The organism is Sporosarcina luteola (genome assembly GCF_023715535.1).
Classification (GTDB): Bacteria; Bacillota; Bacilli; order Bacillales_A; family Planococcaceae; genus Sporosarcina; species Sporosarcina luteola_B.
Window position 1 is genome coordinate 229,207 of sequence record NZ_JAMBOI010000004.1, and the last position, 22,480, is coordinate 251,686.

23 protein-coding genes and 1 pseudogene are annotated in these 22,480 nt (G+C 45.1%); 15 read left to right on the forward strand and 9 right to left on the reverse strand.

Annotation, left to right across the window (positions count from 1 at the left end; genetic code table 11):
* Window positions 1–63: 63 nt before the first annotated feature.
* Together M3191_RS10485 and M3191_RS10490 are read right to left on the reverse strand one after the other, a co-directional pair.
* The gene (locus tag M3191_RS10485; protein ID WP_251700330.1) at window positions 64–465 is read right to left on the reverse strand and encodes a hypothetical protein; all 402 of its coding nucleotides are present in this window, start codon (window positions 463–465) and stop codon (window positions 64–66) included.
* A gap of 38 nt (window positions 466–503) precedes the next feature.
* Window positions 504–776, reverse strand: a pseudogene (locus M3191_RS10490) (hypothetical protein); the annotation flags it as partial.
* On the opposite strand from M3191_RS10490, the gene M3191_RS18780 reads away from it, so the two are divergent.
* From M3191_RS18780 to M3191_RS10510, 5 genes are all read left to right on the forward strand, one after another.
* Entirely contained in the window at window positions 744–1,034 is a 291-nt protein-coding gene (locus M3191_RS18780) for a hypothetical protein (RefSeq protein WP_435368155.1), read from the forward strand. The pseudogene M3191_RS10490 and the gene M3191_RS18780 overlap by 33 nt on opposite strands.
* Before the next feature lie 322 nt (window positions 1,035–1,356).
* Window positions 1,357–3,030 (forward strand): methylmalonyl-CoA mutase family protein, encoded by a 1,674-nt coding sequence (locus tag M3191_RS10495; RefSeq protein ID WP_251700331.1) that lies wholly within the window; start codon window positions 1,357–1,359, stop codon window positions 3,028–3,030.
* Window positions 3,027–5,180: a methylmalonyl-CoA mutase gene (gene scpA / locus M3191_RS10500; protein ID WP_251700332.1), complete on the forward strand. Its 2,154-nt coding sequence runs from the start codon at window positions 3,027–3,029 to the stop codon at window positions 5,178–5,180. The genes M3191_RS10495 and scpA overlap by 4 nt, the downstream gene beginning before the upstream one ends.
* 32 nt (window positions 5,181–5,212) lie before the next feature.
* Complete coding sequence (meaB, locus tag M3191_RS10505; RefSeq protein WP_251700521.1) at window positions 5,213–6,262, forward strand: methylmalonyl Co-A mutase-associated GTPase MeaB; 1,050 nt, start codon at window positions 5,213–5,215, stop codon at window positions 6,260–6,262.
* A 114-nt stretch (window positions 6,263–6,376) separates the two neighbouring features.
* Window positions 6,377–6,817: a BrxA/BrxB family bacilliredoxin gene (locus tag M3191_RS10510; RefSeq protein ID WP_251624480.1), complete on the forward strand. Its 441-nt coding sequence runs from the start codon at window positions 6,377–6,379 to the stop codon at window positions 6,815–6,817.
* A gap of 33 nt (window positions 6,818–6,850) precedes the next feature.
* Here M3191_RS10510 and prli42 read toward each other — a convergent pair whose 3' ends face one another.
* Window positions 6,851–6,946 carry a stressosome-associated protein Prli42 gene (prli42, locus tag M3191_RS10515; protein WP_251700333.1) on the reverse strand — a complete coding sequence of 32 codons (96 nt, stop codon included), beginning with the start codon at window positions 6,944–6,946 and terminating at the stop codon, window positions 6,851–6,853.
* A 113-nt stretch (window positions 6,947–7,059) separates the two neighbouring features.
* Here prli42 and mce point away from each other — a divergent pair, with 113 nt between their 5' ends.
* The 6 genes from mce to rnz are packed head-to-tail and all read left to right on the forward strand — an operon-like array spanning window position 7,060 to window position 12,844.
* Window positions 7,060–7,479 (forward strand): methylmalonyl-CoA epimerase, encoded by a 420-nt coding sequence (gene mce, locus M3191_RS10520; protein ID WP_251700334.1) that lies wholly within the window; start codon window positions 7,060–7,062, stop codon window positions 7,477–7,479.
* Window positions 7,466–9,013 carry an acyl-CoA carboxylase subunit beta gene (locus M3191_RS10525; protein WP_251700335.1) on the forward strand — a complete coding sequence of 516 codons (1,548 nt, stop codon included), beginning with the start codon at window positions 7,466–7,468 and terminating at the stop codon, window positions 9,011–9,013. The genes mce and M3191_RS10525 overlap by 14 nt, the downstream gene beginning before the upstream one ends.
* Window positions 9,014–9,043: 30 nt before the next feature.
* Entirely contained in the window at window positions 9,044–10,171 is a 1,128-nt protein-coding gene (locus M3191_RS10530; RefSeq protein ID WP_251700336.1) for a M20/M25/M40 family metallo-hydrolase, read from the forward strand.
* Between the two features lie 3 nt (window positions 10,172–10,174).
* Complete coding sequence (locus tag M3191_RS10535) at window positions 10,175–10,645, forward strand: chemotaxis protein CheW (protein ID WP_251700337.1); 471 nt, start codon at window positions 10,175–10,177, stop codon at window positions 10,643–10,645.
* A gap of 60 nt (window positions 10,646–10,705) precedes the next feature.
* Complete coding sequence (locus M3191_RS10540; protein ID WP_251700338.1) at window positions 10,706–11,896, forward strand: DNA polymerase IV; 1,191 nt, start codon at window positions 10,706–10,708, stop codon at window positions 11,894–11,896.
* A gap of 9 nt (window positions 11,897–11,905) precedes the next feature.
* A complete protein-coding gene (rnz, locus tag M3191_RS10545) occupies window positions 11,906–12,844 on the forward strand; it encodes a ribonuclease Z (protein ID WP_251700339.1) in 939 nt (312 codons plus the stop codon).
* A 43-nt stretch (window positions 12,845–12,887) separates the two neighbouring features.
* On the opposite strand, the gene namA is transcribed toward rnz, so the two are convergent.
* From namA to M3191_RS10565, 4 genes are all read right to left on the reverse strand, one after another.
* On the reverse strand, window positions 12,888–13,907 hold the full coding sequence (gene namA, locus M3191_RS10550) for an NADPH dehydrogenase NamA (protein ID WP_285853309.1): 1,020 nt from the start codon (window positions 13,905–13,907) through the stop codon (window positions 12,888–12,890).
* 22 nt (window positions 13,908–13,929) lie between these two features.
* Entirely contained in the window at window positions 13,930–14,742 is an 813-nt protein-coding gene (proC, locus tag M3191_RS10555) for a pyrroline-5-carboxylate reductase (RefSeq protein WP_251700340.1), read from the reverse strand.
* Between the two features lie 312 nt (window positions 14,743–15,054).
* Window positions 15,055–16,173 (reverse strand): hydrogenase maturation nickel metallochaperone HypA, encoded by a 1,119-nt coding sequence (locus tag M3191_RS10560; protein ID WP_251700341.1) that lies wholly within the window; start codon window positions 16,171–16,173, stop codon window positions 15,055–15,057.
* Window positions 16,174–16,191: 18 nt separating this feature from the next.
* A complete protein-coding gene (locus M3191_RS10565; RefSeq protein ID WP_251700342.1) occupies window positions 16,192–17,331 on the reverse strand; it encodes an SPFH domain-containing protein in 1,140 nt (379 codons plus the stop codon).
* A 174-nt stretch (window positions 17,332–17,505) separates the two neighbouring features.
* On the opposite strand from M3191_RS10565, the gene M3191_RS10570 reads away from it, so the two are divergent.
* Together M3191_RS10570 and M3191_RS10575 are read left to right on the forward strand one after the other, a co-directional pair.
* A complete protein-coding gene (locus tag M3191_RS10570) occupies window positions 17,506–18,450 on the forward strand; it encodes an MBL fold metallo-hydrolase (protein ID WP_251700343.1) in 945 nt (314 codons plus the stop codon).
* Complete coding sequence (locus M3191_RS10575; protein WP_251700344.1) at window positions 18,437–19,195, forward strand: SDR family NAD(P)-dependent oxidoreductase; 759 nt, start codon at window positions 18,437–18,439, stop codon at window positions 19,193–19,195. Before M3191_RS10570 ends, M3191_RS10575 begins: the two co-directional genes overlap by 14 nt.
* 469 nt (window positions 19,196–19,664) lie before the next feature.
* Here the strand turns inward: M3191_RS10575 and M3191_RS10580 are convergent, their stop codons facing one another.
* Window positions 19,665–19,943: an alpha/beta-type small acid-soluble spore protein gene (locus tag M3191_RS10580; RefSeq protein WP_251700345.1), complete on the reverse strand. Its 279-nt coding sequence runs from the start codon at window positions 19,941–19,943 to the stop codon at window positions 19,665–19,667.
* A gap of 160 nt (window positions 19,944–20,103) precedes the next feature.
* Between M3191_RS10580 and hprK the strand changes: the two genes are divergently transcribed.
* Both hprK and M3191_RS10590 read left to right on the forward strand, forming a co-directional pair.
* A complete protein-coding gene (gene hprK, locus M3191_RS10585) occupies window positions 20,104–21,021 on the forward strand; it encodes an HPr(Ser) kinase/phosphatase (RefSeq protein ID WP_251700346.1) in 918 nt (305 codons plus the stop codon).
* 22 nt (window positions 21,022–21,043) lie between these two features.
* Window positions 21,044–21,874 (forward strand): DUF2785 domain-containing protein, encoded by an 831-nt coding sequence (locus M3191_RS10590; protein ID WP_251700347.1) that lies wholly within the window; start codon window positions 21,044–21,046, stop codon window positions 21,872–21,874.
* A gap of 90 nt (window positions 21,875–21,964) precedes the next feature.
* Here M3191_RS10590 and M3191_RS10595 read toward each other — a convergent pair whose 3' ends face one another.
* The gene (locus M3191_RS10595; RefSeq protein WP_251700348.1) at window positions 21,965–22,402 is read right to left on the reverse strand and encodes an OsmC family protein; all 438 of its coding nucleotides are present in this window, start codon (window positions 22,400–22,402) and stop codon (window positions 21,965–21,967) included.
* Window positions 22,403–22,480 lie beyond the last annotated feature (78 nt).

Below are 22,480 nucleotides of genomic sequence, written 5' to 3' on the forward strand. Positions count from 1 at the left end.
TGTTGTTTTAATATGTAAATTAAAGAGGGCTTCAGCGCCCCTTTTATTTACCAATTTAAACAATTAATCAAGAAGACCATTTCCAATATACTTAAAAGTATTTACATCGGCATAGATAATCACATTGTTTGGAGTGCCTTTGTTTTTAGTAGGGAAATCGATTAAATAGACTTCTTTCCCTTCATATGATTTATCATCGATTTCAGTTATCATATATTCATTCAAAGTAACTTTTGAGACCTTTCCATCCTTCCAAGTACCATCAATCCATTCTTTTTGTTTTGCCGATAATTGTTCCCAAATAATTTTTCTAACATCGTTTTCGTTTTTATCCTTATTGACTCGCTCTTTGTTACTAACATTGTTTTGGTCATCGCTATTCTTTGCTTGTTTAATCTGGTCAGAACAAGCGAATAAACCTAATAAGAGACAAAAGGATAGAATAAACAGAACGGTTTTCTTCAAACCACCACCTCCTTATTTAATTTGACGACCCATCTATCTCATACGTTACAACATGAAACAGACTTTTCTTTGTAATTATGCACTTCCCAACAATTTAACTGTTGTATTGTTCGATTTTGACACGCTGAAATAAGCATTTGCTCAACCTGTTTTTCAAATGCCAAGTTTTTTCCCTTATCAAGCTAGCGAAACCAATAGAGGTAATTATCCAGATACTTTGTCGCAACACCCTGAAACCGTTCCATCCAAGTCACTAAGCGATTATGAAAGTTATTGACGTGCTGAACGTGATATATGCCTTTCTTTACACGTTGTTTAAATCGCTCATTGACCATTTCGAGTTGGAATCCTTTCATCTCGGCAACTATATATTATTCTTTTCTGTATCCATACATAGCAAAGCAGACAGGGGAATCTATTCACCTATCTATTGGTTTAAAAGAGATTCGTTGATTGGAGCGAAAGGCGGCGACTCCTGCGAAAGCCGTCACGAAGAACGGCTTTTGCGAGCACAAGCGAAGCGTTGCGAGCAGGATGAGAAGGATGAGGCTGCCTTAATTTCTGCATAGAACGCAGAAATACGGCAAATCGAACCCTTCGCTGTTCGATTGGCTCAAGCCATGCCCGCGGAAAGCGTCCGCCTGTAGTGCAAATCAACATTATTCATAATGAAATCTAAAGGGGGGGCGTGCAAATTATATTACCCCAACATTTGCCGTAGAAAATTTCATTTTTCATTTCTTCTACTACTCCAGTAACTCTTTTGCGCTTTCAAACAACTGGCTAGTCAGGTAAACTATAAGTAGTTGAAGAATATTCAGATGCACTTTACATAATTTAGGGATGGCCTGAAAGCCCACTACTATGCTCAATATGAGAGGAGCAACCTAGATGACAATTGACAATATGAAAAAAACGAACTTTGAAAAAGCGGATTTGAAACAGTGGAAAGAACTTGCTGTCGACTCCCTGAAAGGGAAACCGTATGAAAAATTGAAGACATCAACATTGGAGGGCATTGAGCTTGAACCTCTCTATGTTGAAAGACCTGCCATCGATAACTCATCAATCGTCCGATCCATGAAACGAAATGCCGGTTGGATCATTGCACAGCAAACGATTGCTTACAGCGGTGATGAATTCCTGGAACAATTGAACGAATCAATCGAAAAAGGGAATGAAGCTATCGTATATGATGGGACTCATCAGCTTAACTGGAATGATGATCAGCTAGTACAATTGTCTTCATTTATAGCTCAATATCCAGTATTTCTTTTCAATGTCTGTAATGATGACACGATTTTAAGGGCATTTGATTTTGTCCATCATGAAGTGCGCGAGAAAGTAACCGGAATTATTCAAGTGGACGATTGGATCATGCCTGTCGGTTATACAAATATCCGGACTGCAGGGGCAGACCTATGGAACGCTCACCATCAAGGCGCCGATGCGGTCACTGAGTTGGCAATCGCATTGGCTGAAGCTTCTCGAATCGCAGCAGGCTCGGAAAGCTTTCATTCTTTTGCAGACAACTTCTTCGTCCGTTTTGCGATTGACACTCATTTTTTCATGGAAATTGCCAAACTTCGTGCTTTTCGAGTGCTATGGAAAGCGTTCGCACAAGCTTATGATGTTGATGAACCACCATTCATACCGATATTTGCAGTAACATCTCTGCGTTCTTTTTCAAAGCTCGATCCGTATGTCAATCTTCTTCGGGGGGGCAATGAAACATTCGCCGCTGTTTTGGGCGGGGCTGATATGATTCAAGCGCATCCGCATAATATATTGACCGGGCCCAATGCCAGCTCCATCCGACATAGCCGAAATATGCAACTCGTTCTAAAAGAAGAAACACATGTAGCAAAAGTTTCTGATCCCGCTGGCGGTTCTTATTTTATTGAACAACTGACAGAAGAGCTCGTAGAAAAGTCATGGAAACTGTTTCTGGAAATCGAAAGTAAAGGCGGTATAGATAAATTCCTTGAAGGCGGCCAATTACAGGAAAACTTATTAAAACTTCAAAGAGAGACTGCCGTAGGTAAACGAGCACTTATCGGCACGAATGTGTACGCTGAGCTTACGAAGACAAATTTTGATGATTGGAGTGGCTTATATCCGGTAGCCCGTTTGGCAGAGCCGTTTGAAAAACTCCGTCAATCATTTAGTGACAATCAACCAAAAACAATACTACTGACCTTCGGCGAACTGAAAGACTTTAAGCCTCGAGCGGACTTCGTAACTAGTTTCTTGGCTTCCGGCGGAATAGAGAGCAGTTGGAGTCCTGCATTCAAAAGTATTGAACAGGCAATCCAATGGTTGGATAGCGAAAAACCCGAATATGTAATTGTCTGCGGTAATGATGAAATTGTATCAGCCGGAATGGAAAGTCTCCTTGAAAAGCTGCCAACGGAAATCATGCTGGATGCGGCGGGGAAAATCGACGAAAAAACATTGAACAAATGGAAGCAACTCGGACTCAACGGCTTGATTTTCAACGGCCAGAACAAGCTAGAGAAATTGCAGGACATACTGACTTCGTGGCAAGGAGGGACCCGGAAATGAAAAAACCTGACTTCGATAAAGTTGATATTAGCAAACTGAAAACAGCTGTAGATCCTAGTGCAGACGATACGCCTTTTCTTACGAACGAAGGTATTTCGATCAAGTCAAGCTACACAACTAAAGATGTGGAAGGCATTTCTCATTTGGATGACATGCCGGGCATCGCCCCGAATACGAGAGGGCCATACCCGACCATGTATGTCGCACGACCATGGACTGTGCGCCAATATGCCGGTTTCTCCACGGCCGAAGAGAGTAATGCATTTTATAGAAGGAACTTGGCGATGGGACAAAAAGGCTTATCGGTAGCTTTCGACTTGGCAACTCACCGTGGATATGATTCAGATCATCCCCGGGTGACAGGGGATGTCGGAAAAGCGGGAGTGGCAATCGATTCTGTAGAAGATATGAAAATCCTTTTTGACGGGATTCCGCTTGACCAGATGTCCGTCTCCATGACAATGAATGGTGCCGTTTTGCCGATCATGGCTTTTTACATCGTTGCGGCGGAGGAGCAGGGCGTATCTCCGGAAAAGCTTGCAGGTACAATTCAAAACGATATATTGAAAGAATATATGGTGAGGAACACTTACATCTTCCCTCCAGAAATGTCGATGCGTATTATCGCTGATATTTTTGAATACACTTCCAAAAACATGCCGAAATTCAACTCGATTTCGATATCGGGATACCATATGCAAGAGGCGGGGGCAACGGCGGATATCGAGCTTGCCTATACATTGGCGGATGGGCTTGAGTACGTTCGTACCGGTTTGAAAGCGGGAATAGACATCGATTCATTCGCACCGCGTCTATCTTTCTTTTGGGCGATCGGTATGAACTACTTCATGGAAATCGCGAAAATGCGGGCGGCACGGAAAATCTGGGCGCAGATGATGCAATCTTTCAATCCGTCCAATCCTAAATCCCTTGCATTGAGGACACATTCCCAGACGTCAGGGTGGAGTTTGACTGAGCAGGATCCTTTTAATAATGTCACTCGCACATTAGTGGAAGCGAATGCTGCGGCAATGGGACATACACAGTCCTTGCATACGAATGCACTCGACGAAGCGATAGCACTGCCAACAGATTTCTCTGCACGGATAGCACGAAACACTCAATTGTTCCTTCAAGAGGAAACGAATATGACGAAGACAATCGATCCTTGGGGCGGTTCCTATTATGTAGAAAGGCTGACCGCTGACTTGATGGAAAAAGCATGGGAGCTCATCGAGGAAATCGAAGACTTGGGCGGAATGGCAAAGGCGATTGAGACCGGTTTGCCAAAGATGAAAATCGAGGAAGCAGCTGCCAAACGTCAAGCGAAAATCGACTCCCGCACGGAAACGATTGTCGGTGTGAATAAATACCGGCTTGAAAAGGAAGAGGCTATCGATATATTGGAGATCGACAACTCCGTCGTACGACAAAAACAAATCGCTCGCATTCATCAGATGAAAGAATTGCGCGATGAAGCCAACGTCACCGCCTCCTTGGAAGCACTGACGGAGGCAGCGCGCGATGGAAACGGAAATCTACTGGCACTATCGGTGACTGCGGCTCGTGCAAGAGCGACAATCGGAGAAATATCCGATGCAATCGAGAAAGTGTCCGGTAGACACAAAGCGGTTATCCGATCTGTAAGCGGCGTCTATAGCTCGAATTTCTCAAATGTAGATGAAATCCACGAAGTGAAGGCGATGGCTGACGAGTTTTTGGAAAATGAAGGCCGGCGTCCACGCATCCTCATTGCGAAAATGGGACAGGACGGCCATGACCGCGGGGCGAAAGTGATAGCTTCGTCATTTGCCGACTTAGGGTTTGACGTCGATATCGGTCCTTTATTCCAAACTCCGGAAGAGACTGCATTGCAGGCGGCGGAAAATGACGTCCATGTGATTGGGGTCAGTTCGCTTGCTGCTGGGCATAAGACGCTAGTTCCAGAGCTGCGCAATGAGCTAGCGAAAATCGGAAGGGAAGACATCCTGATCGTTGTCGGGGGAGTCATTCCCGCACAAGACTATGATTTCCTGCGGGAAAACGGTGCAACGGCCATTTTCGGTCCGGGAACGGTCATACCTGTTGCGGCGCAAAAAGTGATTGAGGACATCTATCGTGCGCTCGGTTACGAGGAAGTGATGGATTGAGCAAGAAGGAACATTTCCAGAATGACAGTGCAATGCATGTAATGAACGGCATTGAGTCGCGGCATGATGGCATGGTGGCGCATAAGCGCAAACGATTTGTGAGAAAAGAAAAGAATATTGACATCAATGGATTGTATGAAGAAATCAGCAAAGGCTCAAGACTGCACTTATCAAAGGCGATCACCCTTCTGGAAAGCCAGGCGGAACCGGATCAGAAGGCAGGGCAGGAATTATTAAAGAGATTGCTGCCGAATACAGGAAACAGCATTCGGATCGGTGTCACTGGAGTGCCCGGTGCGGGAAAGAGTACATTTATAGAAACGTTTGGACTTCAATTGGCTGAAGCCGGACATAAGGTCGCTGTGCTTGCCATCGATCCGAGTTCGACAGTGACAGGCGGGAGCATTTTAGGCGATAAGACTAGAATGGAGGCACTCGCAAAACATCCGAACGCCTTCATCCGTCCTTCGCCGTCTTCCGGAACTCTCGGAGGCGTGCATAAAAAGACGCGTGAAACGATGCTGCTTTGCGAAGCTGCAGGATATGACATCATTCTCATTGAAACGGTCGGCGTCGGCCAAAGTGAAACCGTTGTTAGGGGAATGGTCGATTTCTTCATGTTGCTCGTTTTGACAGGTGCAGGTGATGAGCTTCAAGGCATGAAAAAAGGGATCATGGAATTAGCTGATTGTATGATCGTCCACAAAGCTGATGGAGATAACGTAAAACTCGCTAGTAAGACGGTAAGGGAGTACCGCCAACTTCTCCATTTCCTCCAGCCGGCAACCCTAGGATGGACGACGACTGCATTGCCTGTGTCATCGCTGGAACGCACCGGCTTTAAAACAGTGTGGGAAACAATTAAAACGTTCCAGGTCGAAATGAAGGCAAGCGGAGTCTGGAGAGAAAGAAGGCAGTCCCAGACGAAAGATTGGTTCCATTCAATGATAAGGGATCGATTGATCGATAGTTTCTTTTCGCAGCAAGGGAAAAAAGAGTTGGTTACCGAACTCGAAAAACAGCTGCTTACAGGTGAAATGACAGTTGCAAGTGCGGTTGATAAGATACTTCCCATGAAGTGACTTCAATGCAAGCATGTTCGGCAAGACATCCGACTATGTTTTTAAGTCCGGTTTTTTGCAAGTGTACCAGCCAACTGCTATGATGAAAATATATTTTGAAAGGGGCCGATCCGAATGACTATGGATTTCAACTTTTATATGGAAGATATTACGAAGCAAGCACGGTCTGAAATGGAAGCAAGCGGGTATGAGCAACTGACAACTCCCGAGGAAGTGGAAGCGGCATTCAAACGACCAGGAACGACGCTCGTCATGGTGAACTCCGTTTGTGGATGTGCAGGCGGAATTGCGCGACCTGCTGCAGCACATGCTGTTCATTACGATAAACGGCCGGATCACCTAGTTACTGTTTTTGCGGGTCAAGATAAGGAAGCGACTGCATATGCACGCATGATTTTCGGTGAAGACCATCTTCCTTCATCCCCATCTTTTGCTTTATTGAAAGACGGGAAGGTTGTTGCAGAAGTCGGACGCTATGAAATTGAAGGACATGATCCGATGTCCGTCGTTACAAACCTGCAAAGCCAATTTGAAGAGCATTGTGAGGAAATATAAAAAACAGTCCCTCGGGACTGTTTTTTTTTACACTTATAAAAGAACGCTCAAACCAATCAGGACACTTGAAGCGACCATAGCGGCAATCATTAAATAGACAACGACTTTTTGTACTTTTTTATTGCTCATCGGACAAATCTCCTCGCATTATAGATACTTCCATTTTAACAGATTCCCTAAAATTCTCAAGATGTAGCGGATTTAAATAGAAAACGTTACAATGGATTGAAGGAGGCGTTCAAATGAAAAAAGTGGATCATATCGGAATTGCCATTAACGATTTGAATAATGCGCTGCCATATTACATAGAAACATTAGGATTGAAATTGCTTGGAATTGAAGAAGTTGAAAGTCAAAAAGTGAAAGTTGCATTTATCGATGCTGGAAATTGTAAGATTGAGCTCCTTGAGCCAATCGGAGAAGATGGAGCGATTGCGAAATTCCTTGAGAAACGCGGGGAAGGCATCCATCATATTGCGTTCGGTGTTTCTGACATACGGATAAGAATGGAAGAGTTGAAGGAAAAAGGCGTGCAATTGCTGCAAGAGGAGCCCAAGCCCGGCGCAGGTGGTGCTGAAGTTGCCTTCCTGCATCCGAAATCATCTTTTGGGGTGCTGTATGAACTATGCGACAAAGGGGATAAGCCGAATGGACATTTATGATAAAATCAATGAATTATACGACAGGAAACGGGAGATCGAACTAGGCGGAGGAGATGAGCGGATCGCCAGGCAGCATGAAAAGGGGAAATTGACAGCCAGGGAACGGATCAATCTATTGCTGGACGAAGGTTCATTTGTCGAGTTGAATCCTTTTGTCATACATAGGACTCGTGATTTTGGCATGGACAAGCAGATTGGGCCAGGAGACGGCGTCGTGACAGGATACGGGAAGATTGACGGACGTCCGGTTTACCTTTTCTCACAAGACTTCACAGTTTTTGGCGGCGCTCTTGGAGAAATGCACGCCATGAAAATTGCGAACGTCATGGACTTGGCCGCGAAGAATGGCGCACCATTCATCGGTTTGAACGATTCAGGAGGCGCACGAATTCAGGAAGGTGTCGTTTCACTCGATGGCTACGGTGAAATCTTTTATCGCAATGCGATTTATTCCGGGGTCATCCCTCAAATTTCCGTCATTTTAGGGCCATGTGCGGGTGGGGCGGTCTATTCTCCTGCCATCACCGATTTCGTATTCATGACGGACGAAACGAGCCAAATGTTCATAACTGGCCCGAAAGTCATTGAAACGGTGACAGGTGAGAAGATTTCATCCGAAGATTTGGGTGGATCGAAAGTACATAATTCCATTAGCGGGAACGCCCATTTCCGCGGCAAAGATGAGAAGACGGTTTTGGAACAAGTGCGTCATCTCCTATCCTATCTTCCGCAAAACAATAATGAAAAGACTCCTATGCTCGAAACCGAGTCGGAAGAAAATTATCGAAACGATCTGGCGGATGTCGTCCCTTACGAAACGATTCGCCCTTACGATGTACGCAAAGTCATCGAACAAGTCGTTGATGAAAATTCGTTTCTCGAAGTGCAGGCGGAATTTGCAAAGAATGCGGTTGTCGGTTTCGCCAGGATGAGAGGCGAGTCGGTAGGGTTGATATGCAACCAGCCGAAAGTGATGGCAGGAGGGCTTGATATCAATTCGTCCGATAAGATTGCCCGATTCATACGCACATGTGATTCATTTAATATCCCGCTAATTACGTTTGAAGACGTCACCGGTTTCTTCCCGGGAGTAAAGCAGGAGCATGGTGGGATCATCCGCCATGGCGCGAAAATCCTTTATGCCTATTCGGAAGCGACAGTTCCGAAAATTACTGTCATCTTGCGGAAAGCGTTCGGGGGTGCCTATGTCGCATTGAACTCGAAGGCGATCGGCGCGGATGTTGTCTATGCATGGCCGAATGCGGAAATAGCCGTCATGGGTGCGGAAGGGGCAGCAAACATCATATTTGCACGTGAAATTGCAAATAGCGATGACCCGGATTCGACGAGGGCTGACAAAATCGAAGAGTATAGGGCGAAGTTTGCCAACCCGTACGTCGCTGCTTCCCACGGGATGGTAGATGATGTGATAGATCCAAGGGAGACACGCATCAAACTTTTGCAGGCGCTTGAAATGATGAGGAATAAGCAAGAGACGAGACCGAAGAAAAAGCACGGCAACATACCATTGTAAAGGAACGAAGACGAAGGAGAGAGATGCATAGTGAATGCACAACGGCTATTGGATGAGTTTTTTGAGCTAGTACAAATTGATTCCGAAACGAAGCATGAAGAAGGAATTGTAAATGTACTGAAGGAGAAAATGGAGAGTCTCGGTTTTACAGTTATTGAAGACGACACAAAAGAAGTCACTGGACATGGCGCGGGAAACTTGATCGCAACATTGAAGGGCACCGTCGAAAGTGCTGATCCGATCTACTTTACTTGCCATATGGATACGGTCGTTCCAGGCAAGGGGATCAAGCCTGAATTGCGTGAGGACGGATACATTTATTCGGATGGAACGACGATTTTAGGTGCGGATGATAAAGCTGGAATTGCCGCTTTATTTGAAATGGCAAGAGTGTTGAAAGAAGAAAATATACCGCACGGGGATATCCAATTCATCATAACGGCAGGCGAAGAAAGCGGACTAGTGGGAGCGAAGGCGATGGATCCATCGCTGTTTAAAGCCAAATATGGTTATGCTGTAGACAGTGATGGGAAAGTAGGCGGCATTGTAACTGCAGCCCCTTATCAGGCCAAACTATGGACGACGATACATGGCAAGACGGCCCACGCCGGAGTGGCTCCTGAGAAAGGCGTTTCAGCAATCAATATCGCTGCCAAGTCGATTGCAGCGATGACGCTTGGCCGTGTGGATTCGGAGACGACTGCAAATATCGGGCGTTTCGAAGGCGGACAGGCGACGAATATCGTTTGTGACGAAGTCAGGATTTTAGCGGAAGCCCGCTCCATCAATGAAGATAAGCTGGAAAAACAGACTGCCCATATGGTGGAAACATTTGAAAAGACGGCAGCTGCTATGGGCGGTAATGCTGTAACGGAAGTTAAGCTTATGTACCCTGGTTTCAGCTTCGATGAAGATGCGGAAGTTGTGCAAACGGCAATGGAAGCGATCCGTAATGTAGGAAGAGAACCTGAACTCATGACAAGCGGTGGCGGAAGCGACGGCAATGTATTCAATGGAGCAGGCGTGCCGACTGTGACATTATCGGTCGGCTATGAGGAAATCCATACAAAGAACGAGCGGATGCCAGTGGAAGAATTGAATAAACTCACTGAATTATTGATTGAAATTGTACGCGTTGCTTCGACTAAGGGGATATGAGTGATGAGCGATATGAAAGCGGTTATCATTCAATGCGGTCAAGAGGAATACGCTTTGCCCGTCGATACAGTCGTCTCGATTGAAAAACTGGAACGGACAAATCCGATCCCGCATCTGCCCGATTATATGCTCGGATTGATGAAAATCAGAGGTGAATTGGTTCCGATTTTGGATTTCCAACAGATTCTTTACGGAAATTCGGCAAAAAATGATCCGAATGCAAGGATTGTAGTCGTGCAAACCGAAAAGCTGTTTATTGGATTGCTCGTTCTTGACGCAAAAGAGATATTGGATATCCCTGAAAGTAAGTTGACTTCATCAGGTTTGATGGCCTATTCAAAAACGCCATATTTCAAGACAGTCGCAAATCTGGAAGATCGGTTGATCACCGTTGTCGATGCTGAAATTCTCTCACGTACATTGACGGGGATGGATCAAATCGGGCAATATATGCAAACAATAATAGAGAAATGATGTAGTACCGGATGGCTTCATCCATCCGGTTTTTTGAATGAAGCGATGGAGGTGAGGCAAATGACATCTGTCCCGAATACACAGGCGAAAGTCATTCTTCATCTTGATATGAACAGCTTTTTCGCTTCCGTCGAACAGGCGTATGATCCGAAATTGAAAGGGATACCGATGGCGGTTGCTGGAAATCCTAAAGAGCGACGCGGCATTCTGGTCACGTGCTCATACGAGGCGAGGGCGCTTGGCATTTACACGACGATGTCTGTCGGCGAGGCTAGACGGATTTGTCCGGATCTTGTCATCGTGCCGCCCGACTTTGAAAAATACCGGGTTGCCTCCAACGCTGTTTTTACGATTTTGAGATCATATACAGATCTAGTCGAGCCTGTTTCGATCGATGAAGCGTATATCGACATAACAGATATAGGTGGGTTGACAAATGCCGTGCAGATTGCAGAACATATGCAACGGCGAATCTTTCATGAATTGGATCTGCCTTGCTCCATCGGAATCGCTCCGAATAAGTTTTTGGCGAAGACTGCTTCAGATATGAAAAAACCGATGGGGATAACGATTTTACGGAAAAGGCAAGTGCCCGATGTCATCTGGCCGTTGCCTGTCATAGAAATGCATGGGGTCGGCCAAAGCACTGAAAAACGCTTGAATGAGCTCGGCATAATGACTATCGGTGATTTGGCGAAAGCAGACGAAACAATAATCAAAAGCAAATTGGGCAAAAACGGCAACAGACTGCGAAACCGGGCAAACGGGATTGATTACCGGCCAGTCGATCCGGATGCGGCGGAGGAAAGAAAAAGTGTCGGCAGCTCAACGACATTGCCGGTCGACGAAACGGAACTGTCTGTATGCCTTGAAATATTCAAGCGGTTATCTGTTAAAGTCGCACAGCGACTAGACAGGCTGCAACTAGCGGGCACGGTCGTCATGATCCAAATGAGGACATCAGACTGGCGAAACTTCACGAGAAGCCGTACAGTACTTAATCCGCTTTATAAAGCGGAAGATTTGTACAAGGAAGCCGCTGAACTGTTTCAACGGCATTGGGAAAGAGATCCGATTCGGCTTCTAGGTATTACGGTTTCAAATGTCATTCCGATGAACGAATTGAATGAGCAATTATCATTCGATAATTTCGAACTGTATGCCAAAGAAGCGAAACTGGATGATCTCGTCTCGGAACTCGAGAAGAAATTCGGTCCGAATTCCGTTAAACGGGGGCTAAGAGAAAGGTAGGCGATTAAATTGGAATTGTTTTTCTTAGGAACCGGAGCCGGCATGCCATCAAAGCAACGGAATACATCGTCTCTGATTCTTAACCTATCTGCAGAGCAAGCCGGCTATTGGATGTTTGATTGCGGAGAGGCTACTCAGCATCAATTGCTTAGAACTTCCATAAAACCACGGAAAATAAATAAGATTTTTATTACACATCTGCATGGCGATCATATTTTTGGGTTACCCGGTTTCCTTGGATCCCGTTCGTTTTTAGGCGGCGAAGAAGAATTGGTCATTTACGGACCTGTAGGAATTAGAGAATGGATCTTGACCTCTCTTCGTGTAACGAAAACACATTTGACGTACCCTTTGAAAATCGAAGAGATTGAAGAAGGCGTAATCTTTGAAGATGATCAATTCATAGTACGTACACAAGAACTCCAGCATGTTATCCAATGTTACGGTTTTAGAATCGAGCAGAAGCCGTTGCCTGGCAAGCTGCTTGTAGAGAAGGCATTCGAATCGGGAGTTCCAAAAGGACCTATGTTGAAAAGATTGAAAGATGGGGAAGACGTCGAGCTGGACGATGGGCGTATCGTTTATAGCGACGACGTGACGGGTGAACCGCAAAGTGGGTTTACAGTAGCTGTTCTCGGGGATACACAGTACTGTTCATCTGCTGTTGAATTGGCGAATGAAGCTGACATTCTCGTCCATGAAGCCACTTTCGACAACGAGACCGGAGACCTTGCAAAAGACTATGGACATTCAACGATAGGCGATGCTGCACGGACAGCTGAAGAGGCAAATGTGAAGGCGTTAATCGCAAATCATATTAGCGCACGCTTCATGCCAGCCGATATTGCCAATCTCCAAGAGCAAGGCAGCACAATTTTCCCGAACATCCATATTGCAGAAGACTTCAGCCATTTCGAGTGGGTAAATGAACAGTTGATTAAAAAGTAAAGCTGCCGCAGTCCTTGTTGACAAGCGGCAGCTTTTCTAGATTTCAAAAGTTCCATCCACGGTCATACTGTTTAGGCGGCTCGATTGCCACACCCAATTCCTTCGCGGCGGAATATGGCCAATACGGATTGCGGAGCAATTCACGAGCTAGCAGAACGACATTTGCGCGTTCATTCTTTAAAATCTCCTCAGCTTGCAGCCCCGTGGTAATCAAACCGACGGCACCTGTCGCAATACCGGTTTCTTTTCTGATCTGTTCGGAAAACGGCACTTGGTAGCCAGGGTATGCGTCGATCTTCGCAGGAACGACAGCACCAGAACTCACATCGATCAAATCGACATCTTGTGTTTTCATCCAATTTACCATTTCGATATATTGGGAAGTCGACATTCCGCCATCCGCGTAATCTTCTGCAGATATCCGTACGAATAAAGGTCCGTCCCAGACCGAACGAACAGAATCAATTATCTCGCGTAAAAAGCGATAACGTTTTTCGGAAGGTCCGCCATATTCGTCCGTTCTTTCATTTGCCAGCGGCGAAAGGAATTCATTGATTAAATAGCCATGGGCGGCGTGCAGTTCGATGACGTCAAATCCTGCTTTCTTTGCCCGGATTGCTGCATCCTTAAAAGCGTCAATCGTTTCACGGATTTCCGCAAGCGACATCTCGACGGGCGTTTTATATTGTTCATTGAAGCGAATGGCGCTTGGCGCATAAATATCGCCTTCCACTGTAGCCTTTCTGCCTGCATGGGCGATTTGGATGCCAGTCTTTGCTCCATGTTGTTTCATGAGGCGGACAATTTCGGAAAGTCCTTCCACATGGTCATCGCTCCAAATGCCAAGGTCGCGATCTGAAATCCTGCCTTCCGGCAATACAGCTGTCGCTTCCACGATTATGAGTCCAACTTGCCCGACAGCACGGGTGGCATAATGGATCTTATGCCAATCCTCGACTTTGCCATCAAAGTTATGGCATGAATACATGCACATCGGTGCCATGACAATCCGATTTTTAAATTCAACCCCGCGAATTGTATAAGGTGTAAATAATTTTGCCAATTCGATTACCTCCTCTTTCTTATCACTGAGACAGTGCGCCCAGTTCCCGCGAACGCCTTTCCGCACTTAGTAGGCAGTCATGAATCGTCTCTTTGAATAAACGAGCCTCAAGAGCCTTTAATCCGGCTTCCGTTGTTCCGCCCGGGCTTGTCACATTCTTCCGTAACTGTTCAGGCTCTTCGCCGGTTTGCCGTAACATCGCGGCAGCCCCTTCGAACGTCTGGATGATCAGCTCGCGTGCCACTTCATTGGAAAGCCCAATTGCAATTGCGGCTTCTTCCAATGCCTCCACCATATAATAAACATATGCCGGGCCGCTGCCGGATAAAGCCGTCACTATATGTAACTTATCCTCATCGACTTCTTTCACAACACCAATGGATGACAGCAGTTCTAAAATACGGTTTCGCATAGTTACATTCACTAAAGCATTCATTGAAACACCGCTTGCGGATTTTCCAATGGTGGCCGAAGTATTTGGCATGGAACGGGCGATAGGGCGAAAGCCTAGACCATTCTCAATTGTATTGATCGACACGCCGGCGATTACGGATAAAACAGCCGCATCATCATTGATGTAATCGGCAATATCATCCATCGCTAGTTTGATGTCTTTCGGCTTTGTCGCCAATACGATAAGTTCTGCATTCTGCAATGCAATTCGATCCTGACAAACGATAGAAACCCCATACGTTTTCTGCATGTGGGCAAGCCTCTCATCATCCGATTTATTCATTACATATATATCAGCAGGCAGCATGACTTCATTAGCAAGTATACCAGCAATGATTGCCTCCGCCATGGAGCCGGCTCCTACGAACACTAGCTTTCCCATCCTCATCCGTCCTTTCATGTGAATAAAAAAAGCGCTTCCGTCCCGATATAATCAGGACGAAAACGCATGTTTCCGCGGTACCACCTAAATTTGCCGGAGTCAATCCAACACAACTTACTAGCTTTCGTAACGTGAAAGGGACGGCCATGTTTCCATGGCAGCTCAGAAGCAGGTTCGGGGCAGGAGAGGGATAGCGGCTCTCAGTCGTTGGCCGGCTTTCCTGTTTCCTTCACTGCCACTACTTGTCTTCTTCAACGCTCTCGTATTGTGAATTACAGTGATTATTGCATGTTATCAAACAAAAGTCAACGATTACAATAGATCTTGAAATAGATAAACGGTGCCTGCGAGGAGGGCTATAAGTAGAACGATGAACATAACTTTCCACACACTGATCGGGGCTTTCCCGCTTACTTTTCCCGTCTGGCCATTCACAAGGAACCGGTATACATTATTGTTGAAAGTGAAGGAGGATATCCAAAGCGGCAGTAAAATATGTTTGAATGTTATGTCGTCATATGACGTATCCACCTGCACAATTCGCACTTCGTCGCCAGTTTCCTGACGTAATATGCCATTCCGTATCCTATGATCGATAATACTACGTGCTGAAAACCAGCCTTCTTTTAACGGAATCGAATAACGCTCTGCGAGGAAGCCCGATAAATATTCTGTTCTATAGTCCAGTAAGCCTTCAAGTTGAAAAGGCTCCACTTTATCAATCAAACCGGAGGCGACATTGCGTGACGCCTTCACTAATACATCATCGAAGAAATTAGTATAGGTCCCATATTCGGTCCGCCATCTGATTTTCCTGACCTGTTCTGTAACTTGCTCCATCTTACCGTCGCGATGGACCGTACGTGTCTCCATTACATAATAATATGTGCCGATCCTAACCGTATAAGCGGTGTTGGTATGAGAGTCAAACGTCCAATAAGGGATATAGGCTCCATTGATCTTTTTCAGCTCATAATCCTTTTTCAACCTGGAAGGAGCGAAATATCGTTTGGAGATCCATTTTTTGAATTTCTCAACAGCCTCATCCTTCGAGATTTGAAAGGGAAGCACCAATGCGGGTTTGATACCTGCATCATGATCCGTGACTGCAATATGAGAAGAACCGCAAAAGGTGCAGAAATCGGCAACTTTATCATTGTCCAAAAGAGTTTCCGCTCCGCAATTATCACATTGGAACACCCGTTTTTCATTGCTCCAACTATGGTCTGCCAGATCTAATGCATCCAAATAGTCATGTTCTGTCGTGTTTTCACGAGTGGCTTCAATTTCAACTTCAGTCCCGCAAAAAGGGCATTTCAAACCGCGGGAAACAGGGTCATATACGGTATTTCCTCCACAGGAATTACATTGATTCACTTCAGTTTCTTCAATCTTCCCATCTTCAACGAATTCATTCTCCACATTCGTCATCCCATCACCCCGTTACGATTAGCCATCAAGGCCCTCTCCGCAATCTCCACAAAACTTTGCAGCGGGACCATTAATTGCTCCGCATCCCGTACATTTCTTCTCTGTCACTTGTTTTGCGCCGCATTCTCCGCAGAATTTCGCTCCTTCTTTAATTTCCGTATGGCAATTGACGCAAGGAACTTTCTTTTCTTGAACCGAATTTCCGCATTCCGGGCAGAATTTTGCGGTCGTCTTAATTTGCGCCTGACAGTGCGGGCAAGCCTTTTTTTCCGGTTCTGCCGAAGATGCTGTCTGCTGATTCGCAGTGAAGGCTCCGGCCATTGCATTACCGATTGCAGCGCCAGCACCGATTCCGGCACCTGTTGCAGCCATGCCGCCGCCTTCATTTCGGGCTGCTTCACGGATAGCTTCTGCGGCCTGGTATTGCGTATACGTATTCATGTTCCCTAGGACGCCCATCGTTGTCCGCTTGTCCATTGCCTCCTCGACTTCTTTTGGCAGGGACAAGTTTTCAATATATAGGGAAGTGATGTCGAAGCCGAATTCGGCGAAGCGCTCTTTCATCTTCTCCCGTCCCTGGATGCTCAGTTCGTCGTAATACATGGCTAGGTCAAGCGCCGGAATTTGCGATTCGGCAAACAGGTCCGTCAATCCGGATAGAATCATCTTCTTCAAATGATTTTCAATGCTGCTCGTATCATATGAACTGTTTGTACCAAAAAGCTCCTTTAAAAAGCGCACAGCGTCGGATACTCTATATGAATAAATGCCGTAGCCGCGCAGGCGAATCATTCCAAAATCAGCGTCACGCATCATGATCGGATTGGAAGTTCCCCATTTTTGATTTATGAACTGCTTTGTATTCACAAAATAGACTTCAGCCTTGAAGGGAGAATTGAAACCGGTTTTCCAAGATTTAAGCTTCGTCAATACAGGCAAGTTTTGCGTATATAAGACATGATGTCCAGGAGTGAACACATCGGCGATTTCTCCCTCATTTACGAATACAGCGACTTGCGATTCGCGGACGATTAGACTCGCGCCCATTTTGATTTCATTGTTTTGTACCGGGAAGCGGTACACCATTGTATTAGTATTTTGGTCCGTCCATTCTATTACTTCGATGAATTGGCTTTTGAAAAAATTGAAGATTCCCATATCCGTCCCCCTCTAAAAAAGTTGTTGTCTTTATAGTATACTACGGATTCAGTGAGTAAAGGTTTCAAGAAAATGGGTTTATCTAGAGTGACGAGACTTTGGAAAAGAGGTACAATGGACTGAATTACCATTCATTACTACTAAATCTGATGGATCTTGAAGGAGTTTACCTATATGATACATAAAATCGAAATTCCGACGCCTTTTGCTGTCGGGGATGTAAATGCATTTGTCGTAAAAGGAGATGCTTTATCGCTTGTAGACGCGGGACCTAAAACTCCAGAAGCCTATGAAGCGTTAAAACGGGGCCTAAACGAAATCGGTTATACATTTAATGATATAGAGCAGGTTATTTTGACGCATCACCACCCCGATCATGCAGGTTGGATGGATGCTTTCGACAAGGCGGAGTTGATCGGTCATCCGTACAACGACCTCTGGCTTAAAAGGGATCAATCATTCATGGAATACCACGACCGTTTTTATTTGCAACGCCTGATAGAAGAGGGCGTTCCGGAAAGCTATTTCAATTGGGTGGAAAAGATGAAGCGGCCAATCCGTTTGATGGGGGACAGGACGTTGGACAGGATAATTGGGGAAGGCAACGAGTGGACAGGCCATCCTGGCTGGATTGTCATGGAAACGCTTGGACATGCTCAAAGTCATATTGTACTTTTTAATGAAAAGACGGGTGAGATGATTGGGGGCGATCTTGTTCTTGCAAAAGTATCGTCCAATCCTTTGATTGAACCTCCTGCAAACCGGGAAGCGGAACGGCCGAAATCACTATTACAATACAATGCCTCGTTGAAACGTCTTTTAGAATTGCCGATTGACGTCGTTTATGGCGGTCATGGAAATGAAGTGCGGAATATCCGTCCGCTGATCGAATCGCGTCTACTGAAACAGCACGAACGGGCAATGAAGGTGCACGCCATGCTGAATGAAGGAAGCAAGACGATCTTTGAACTGACACAGCAATTATTCCCCACTGTCTATGAAAGGGAACTGGGTCTGACATTATCTGAAACTATCGGGCAAACGGATTATTTATTATCAAAAGGATTTGTACGAGAAACGATAGGAGAAGGCGGTATTTTGTATTATGAACAAACGTAAGACAGTTTTAATAACTGGGGCAACGAGCGGTGTCGGGTATGCAACTGCAATGCGGCTATTGTCAAATACCGACCGATACACCGTTTTTGCAACTGGAAGGGCTCCGGACAAACTTTGGGAGTTGCAGAACGAAGGGGCAATTGCAATTCCTGCTGATATTACAAATAAAGAAGAGATGCAAAGCCTATTGGGACAGACCGGCCCATTGGACATCGTCATTTTTTCAGCTGGAGTAGGACATTTTGAAGCAGCGCATCTACTCTCTGACGAAGCGATCCGCTCAATGATGGATACTAATTTCATTGCTCCTGTTGAACTGACGAAGCGCGTCCTTCCTCAGATGATGGAACAACAGGAAGGGCATCTCATTTACATTGGTTCGCAAGCCGGAAAAGTAGCGACGCCAAAGGCTTCTGTATATGCAGCATCCAAGCATGCCTTGATCGGATATACAAACGCGCTGCGCATGGAAGTCGCGCCATTCGGCATCAATGTTTCTGTCATACATCCGGGTCCGATCGACACGCCATTCATAGATGGTGCAGACAGAACAGGAAACTATCGTTCATCGCTCGGCAAGCATCTTTTGAAAGTCGGCACTGTTGCAGATGCGGTCGTCCAAACCATCGCAAAACCCGTCCGCGAAATTAATTTGCCCGGAATTATGGGTATTACGAGCAAACTGTACGGAATTGCACCAGAAATGGTTGAAAAAGTGGGTCGCAAGTATTTCATGAAGAAATAAATAAGCTAGGAATGCGTAATCCTGCAAAATAAACGAATAAAAAGAGCATGATCCAAACTTCGGACCATGCTCTTCTTTCCGCACCGGAAAATTTGATTGTTTGTTCCCTTGCTTCAAACCGTTCTTCCTGACAAACCTAAACGCCCGTCAGTGCAGTCTGATCTTACTGATCCCTTACTTTAAAAAGTGTGGTCCTTTTCGTGACCGACCATAATGGGTATCAGCCTCAAGTTGCACTTCCACAAAAAACCTACCTCTTACCGTACTAAAGTGAGTGGCCGGAGCTATAACAAAATTCCCCGGACGAGTGTTCCACTTGCCAGTAAAGCAAATTTTCCGCCAAGGCTGTGCAAATCTCCGTGGAATCGACAATCAATCAATCTCCTCCACTTTCGTTCTGCCTTGTACTCTACAAATACCCGCAAACTTCATAAGTTAAACATCTTTTACGAAAATTTTTTTATTCACTTTACCTATTTTTATTTGCCATCTGTTCCTGTGCAAGCCGGATCATTTCTTTTACCATATTTCCGCCAATCGGTCCACCAATTTTCCCGGCTTGCTCGGATGTTAATTTGCCATTGTTTCCATCCGAAAAGGGGATACCTAATTCTTTGGCAATTTCATATTTAACTGAATCAGGATGTTCGGCATCGACCGAATACCCTTTTGATCTCATAACATCCACTTTTAGTTGATCCAATTGTTTGCGTGCCTCGGGAACTAAAATACGATTTTTGCGTCCCATCCACATCATCTCCATTCACAGGTAGTCTTTCCCGAAAGTGAAAAATGATAATGGATGAATTGAAATGCGGTTTCGGGAATGCATTAGCATTCCAACATGTTATACTAAACGAAATGAAACAAATAACCATACCGATTTGAAACTGGAGGTGAGCTTGGATATGAAAACTGTGACGGTCAAACATATCGTAAAGCGATTCTCATTGGAAGTTCTTGTTGGACACCATATGCTAGATAAAATCCTGAAAAAGACCAAAGTCAGAAGACCGGGCTTGGAATTCATGGATAAATTCGATTTTATTGCAACAGAGCATGTCCAAATTCTTGGAAAGAATGAAATCAATTATTTACATACGCTCACAGATAGTGAATGCAAGCATCGAATCGCTAATATTGTCCAATACGATCCGCCGTGCATCATCATTACCTCAAATCAGGCGGAGCCACTAGGATTACGGCAATATTGCACTGAGGAACATATACCTGTCTTGCGGACGCCTGACTCGACGAGCGAAATGAGTGCGAAACTGGATGCTTACGTCACGAAAGAAATGGCTCCTGAAATTGCGGTCCATGGGGTGTGCGTCAATGTAGCGGGGATCGGAATACTTCTCCGTGGCAAGTCTGGGGTAGGGAAGAGTGAAACGGCACATACATTGATTGGCAGGGGACATCGATTGATTGCAGACGATATCGTCGTGCTGAAAAAACTGAGTCCGCAAACGCTTCTGGGAACACATGACGAAAAGAACAAGGAATTCCTGGCGTTGCGAAGCATTGGCCTTCTCAATGTCGTCAGGCTTTATGGACGTGCAGCCTTTCAGGAAGAGAGCCGAATTGCGCTCGATATAGAATTGACCGAATGGAAGGATAATGCATTGAATAATGAACTTGAATTAGATACGAAATTCAAGACATATATGGACGTTCCGATTCCGCATATCCAAATCCAGTTGCAGCCTGGAAGAGATGTGGCGGGCTTGATTGAAGCCGCAGCGAATAACTGGTACTTACAACAGCAAGGGTATAGTGCCGCTGAAGAATTCAAGAAGAGGCTGGAATCCGAATTTGATGAATGAAGCCACGGAAAAGAGGTCTCTCATGAAACAGCAGATGAAAATAGTGTTGGAAATGGATGATATGCAGTGTCAAAACTATATGAAGATACATGGCGAGGAACTTTTTGAGGCAATGCTCACAAATCTTGGATCCCCGGATGGCGAGCTGCGCGATGAACTAATCTATAGATTGCTCGTGAAATTGCTTAACGGGCAACATTTGGACACGAATCAATTAACCGGTGCTCTTAAAATGTTAATCACAGACCAATATTTATTCGCATCAATTGGTGAAAAGGGCTCTGATGATGTGTTTATCCGCTCATTTTCAACGCTTTGGCTTACCGGATTATTTTGGTTGGATCAAGAACATCCTTTCATGGATTCTGAGCTAAGAAGTAAAGCGTTGGAGAAGTGTGCAACCTATCTATTACAAGAGCGAGATACTCGCGGATTTGTTGAAGGCAAAGGATGGGCGCATAGCATCGCCCATGGCGCGGATTTAGCCGCGATGATTGCAAGTCATCCTTTATTGGAAAAAAGACTGATTCCCATTATTCTAGAAGGCGTGACTTCTTGCTTTTGGAAAGGCAGCGTCTACACCGATGATGAGGATGAGCGTTTAGCTGCCATCTTTATGTCATTGGCAAAAAGTGATTATCCTGAAGAAATCTTAATTGAGTGGATGGAGCAAATTTTTGATAAATTGGATAGAAAAACACCAGAAAAAGGATACTCCAAATCTTTTTACCACGCGCGGACGAACATTCTGCAATTCATGAAAACATTGTATTTTGCTTTGAAAAAGTCCAAACGATATCCTAAGTTGCAAAGCACGGCTTCTTTTTTCATTCAGAAGTGGCAGAATGCATAAACATAACCTAAAAACCGATGGGGTAATCCATCGGTTTTTAGCTATTAATGTCTCTTGGCAGTTAAGACCAAGAGACTTTTTCTATTACTGCTATTTAATGCTTGGTTCCACTGTCACTACAACATTTCCTTGCAAAGCCCTGCTGATCATACAGGAAGTTTCCGCTTTTTCAACCAATCGCTCTACAATATTCCGCTTGTCAGCCATACCTTCAGCTAAAATAATTTCCGGCTTATGTATGATCTTTTTATATGTAACGACTCCATTTGAGAAGTCCACTACTCCGATTGATTCCATCTTCAGACTTTCCTTTTCCACTCCGCTTCTCTCCATCATCGCGGCTAGCGTGATGATATAGCATGTTGCGGCTGCACCAAGCAACATTTCATCCGGATTCGTTCCGATGCCAGGCCCATCCATTTCGGTTGGTATGGATACTTCCTTCTTCAAGTTCATCGTTTCGATTGTACCGACATCATTGCGTAAACCCGGCCAGTTCGCCTTGAGATGAAAATAATGTTCTGCCATATACAAAACCCCTTTCTACCGTATTAATTATATACCATGCTTGAGCGCTTTCCATCATGAAGGTTCGAATGGTAAAGT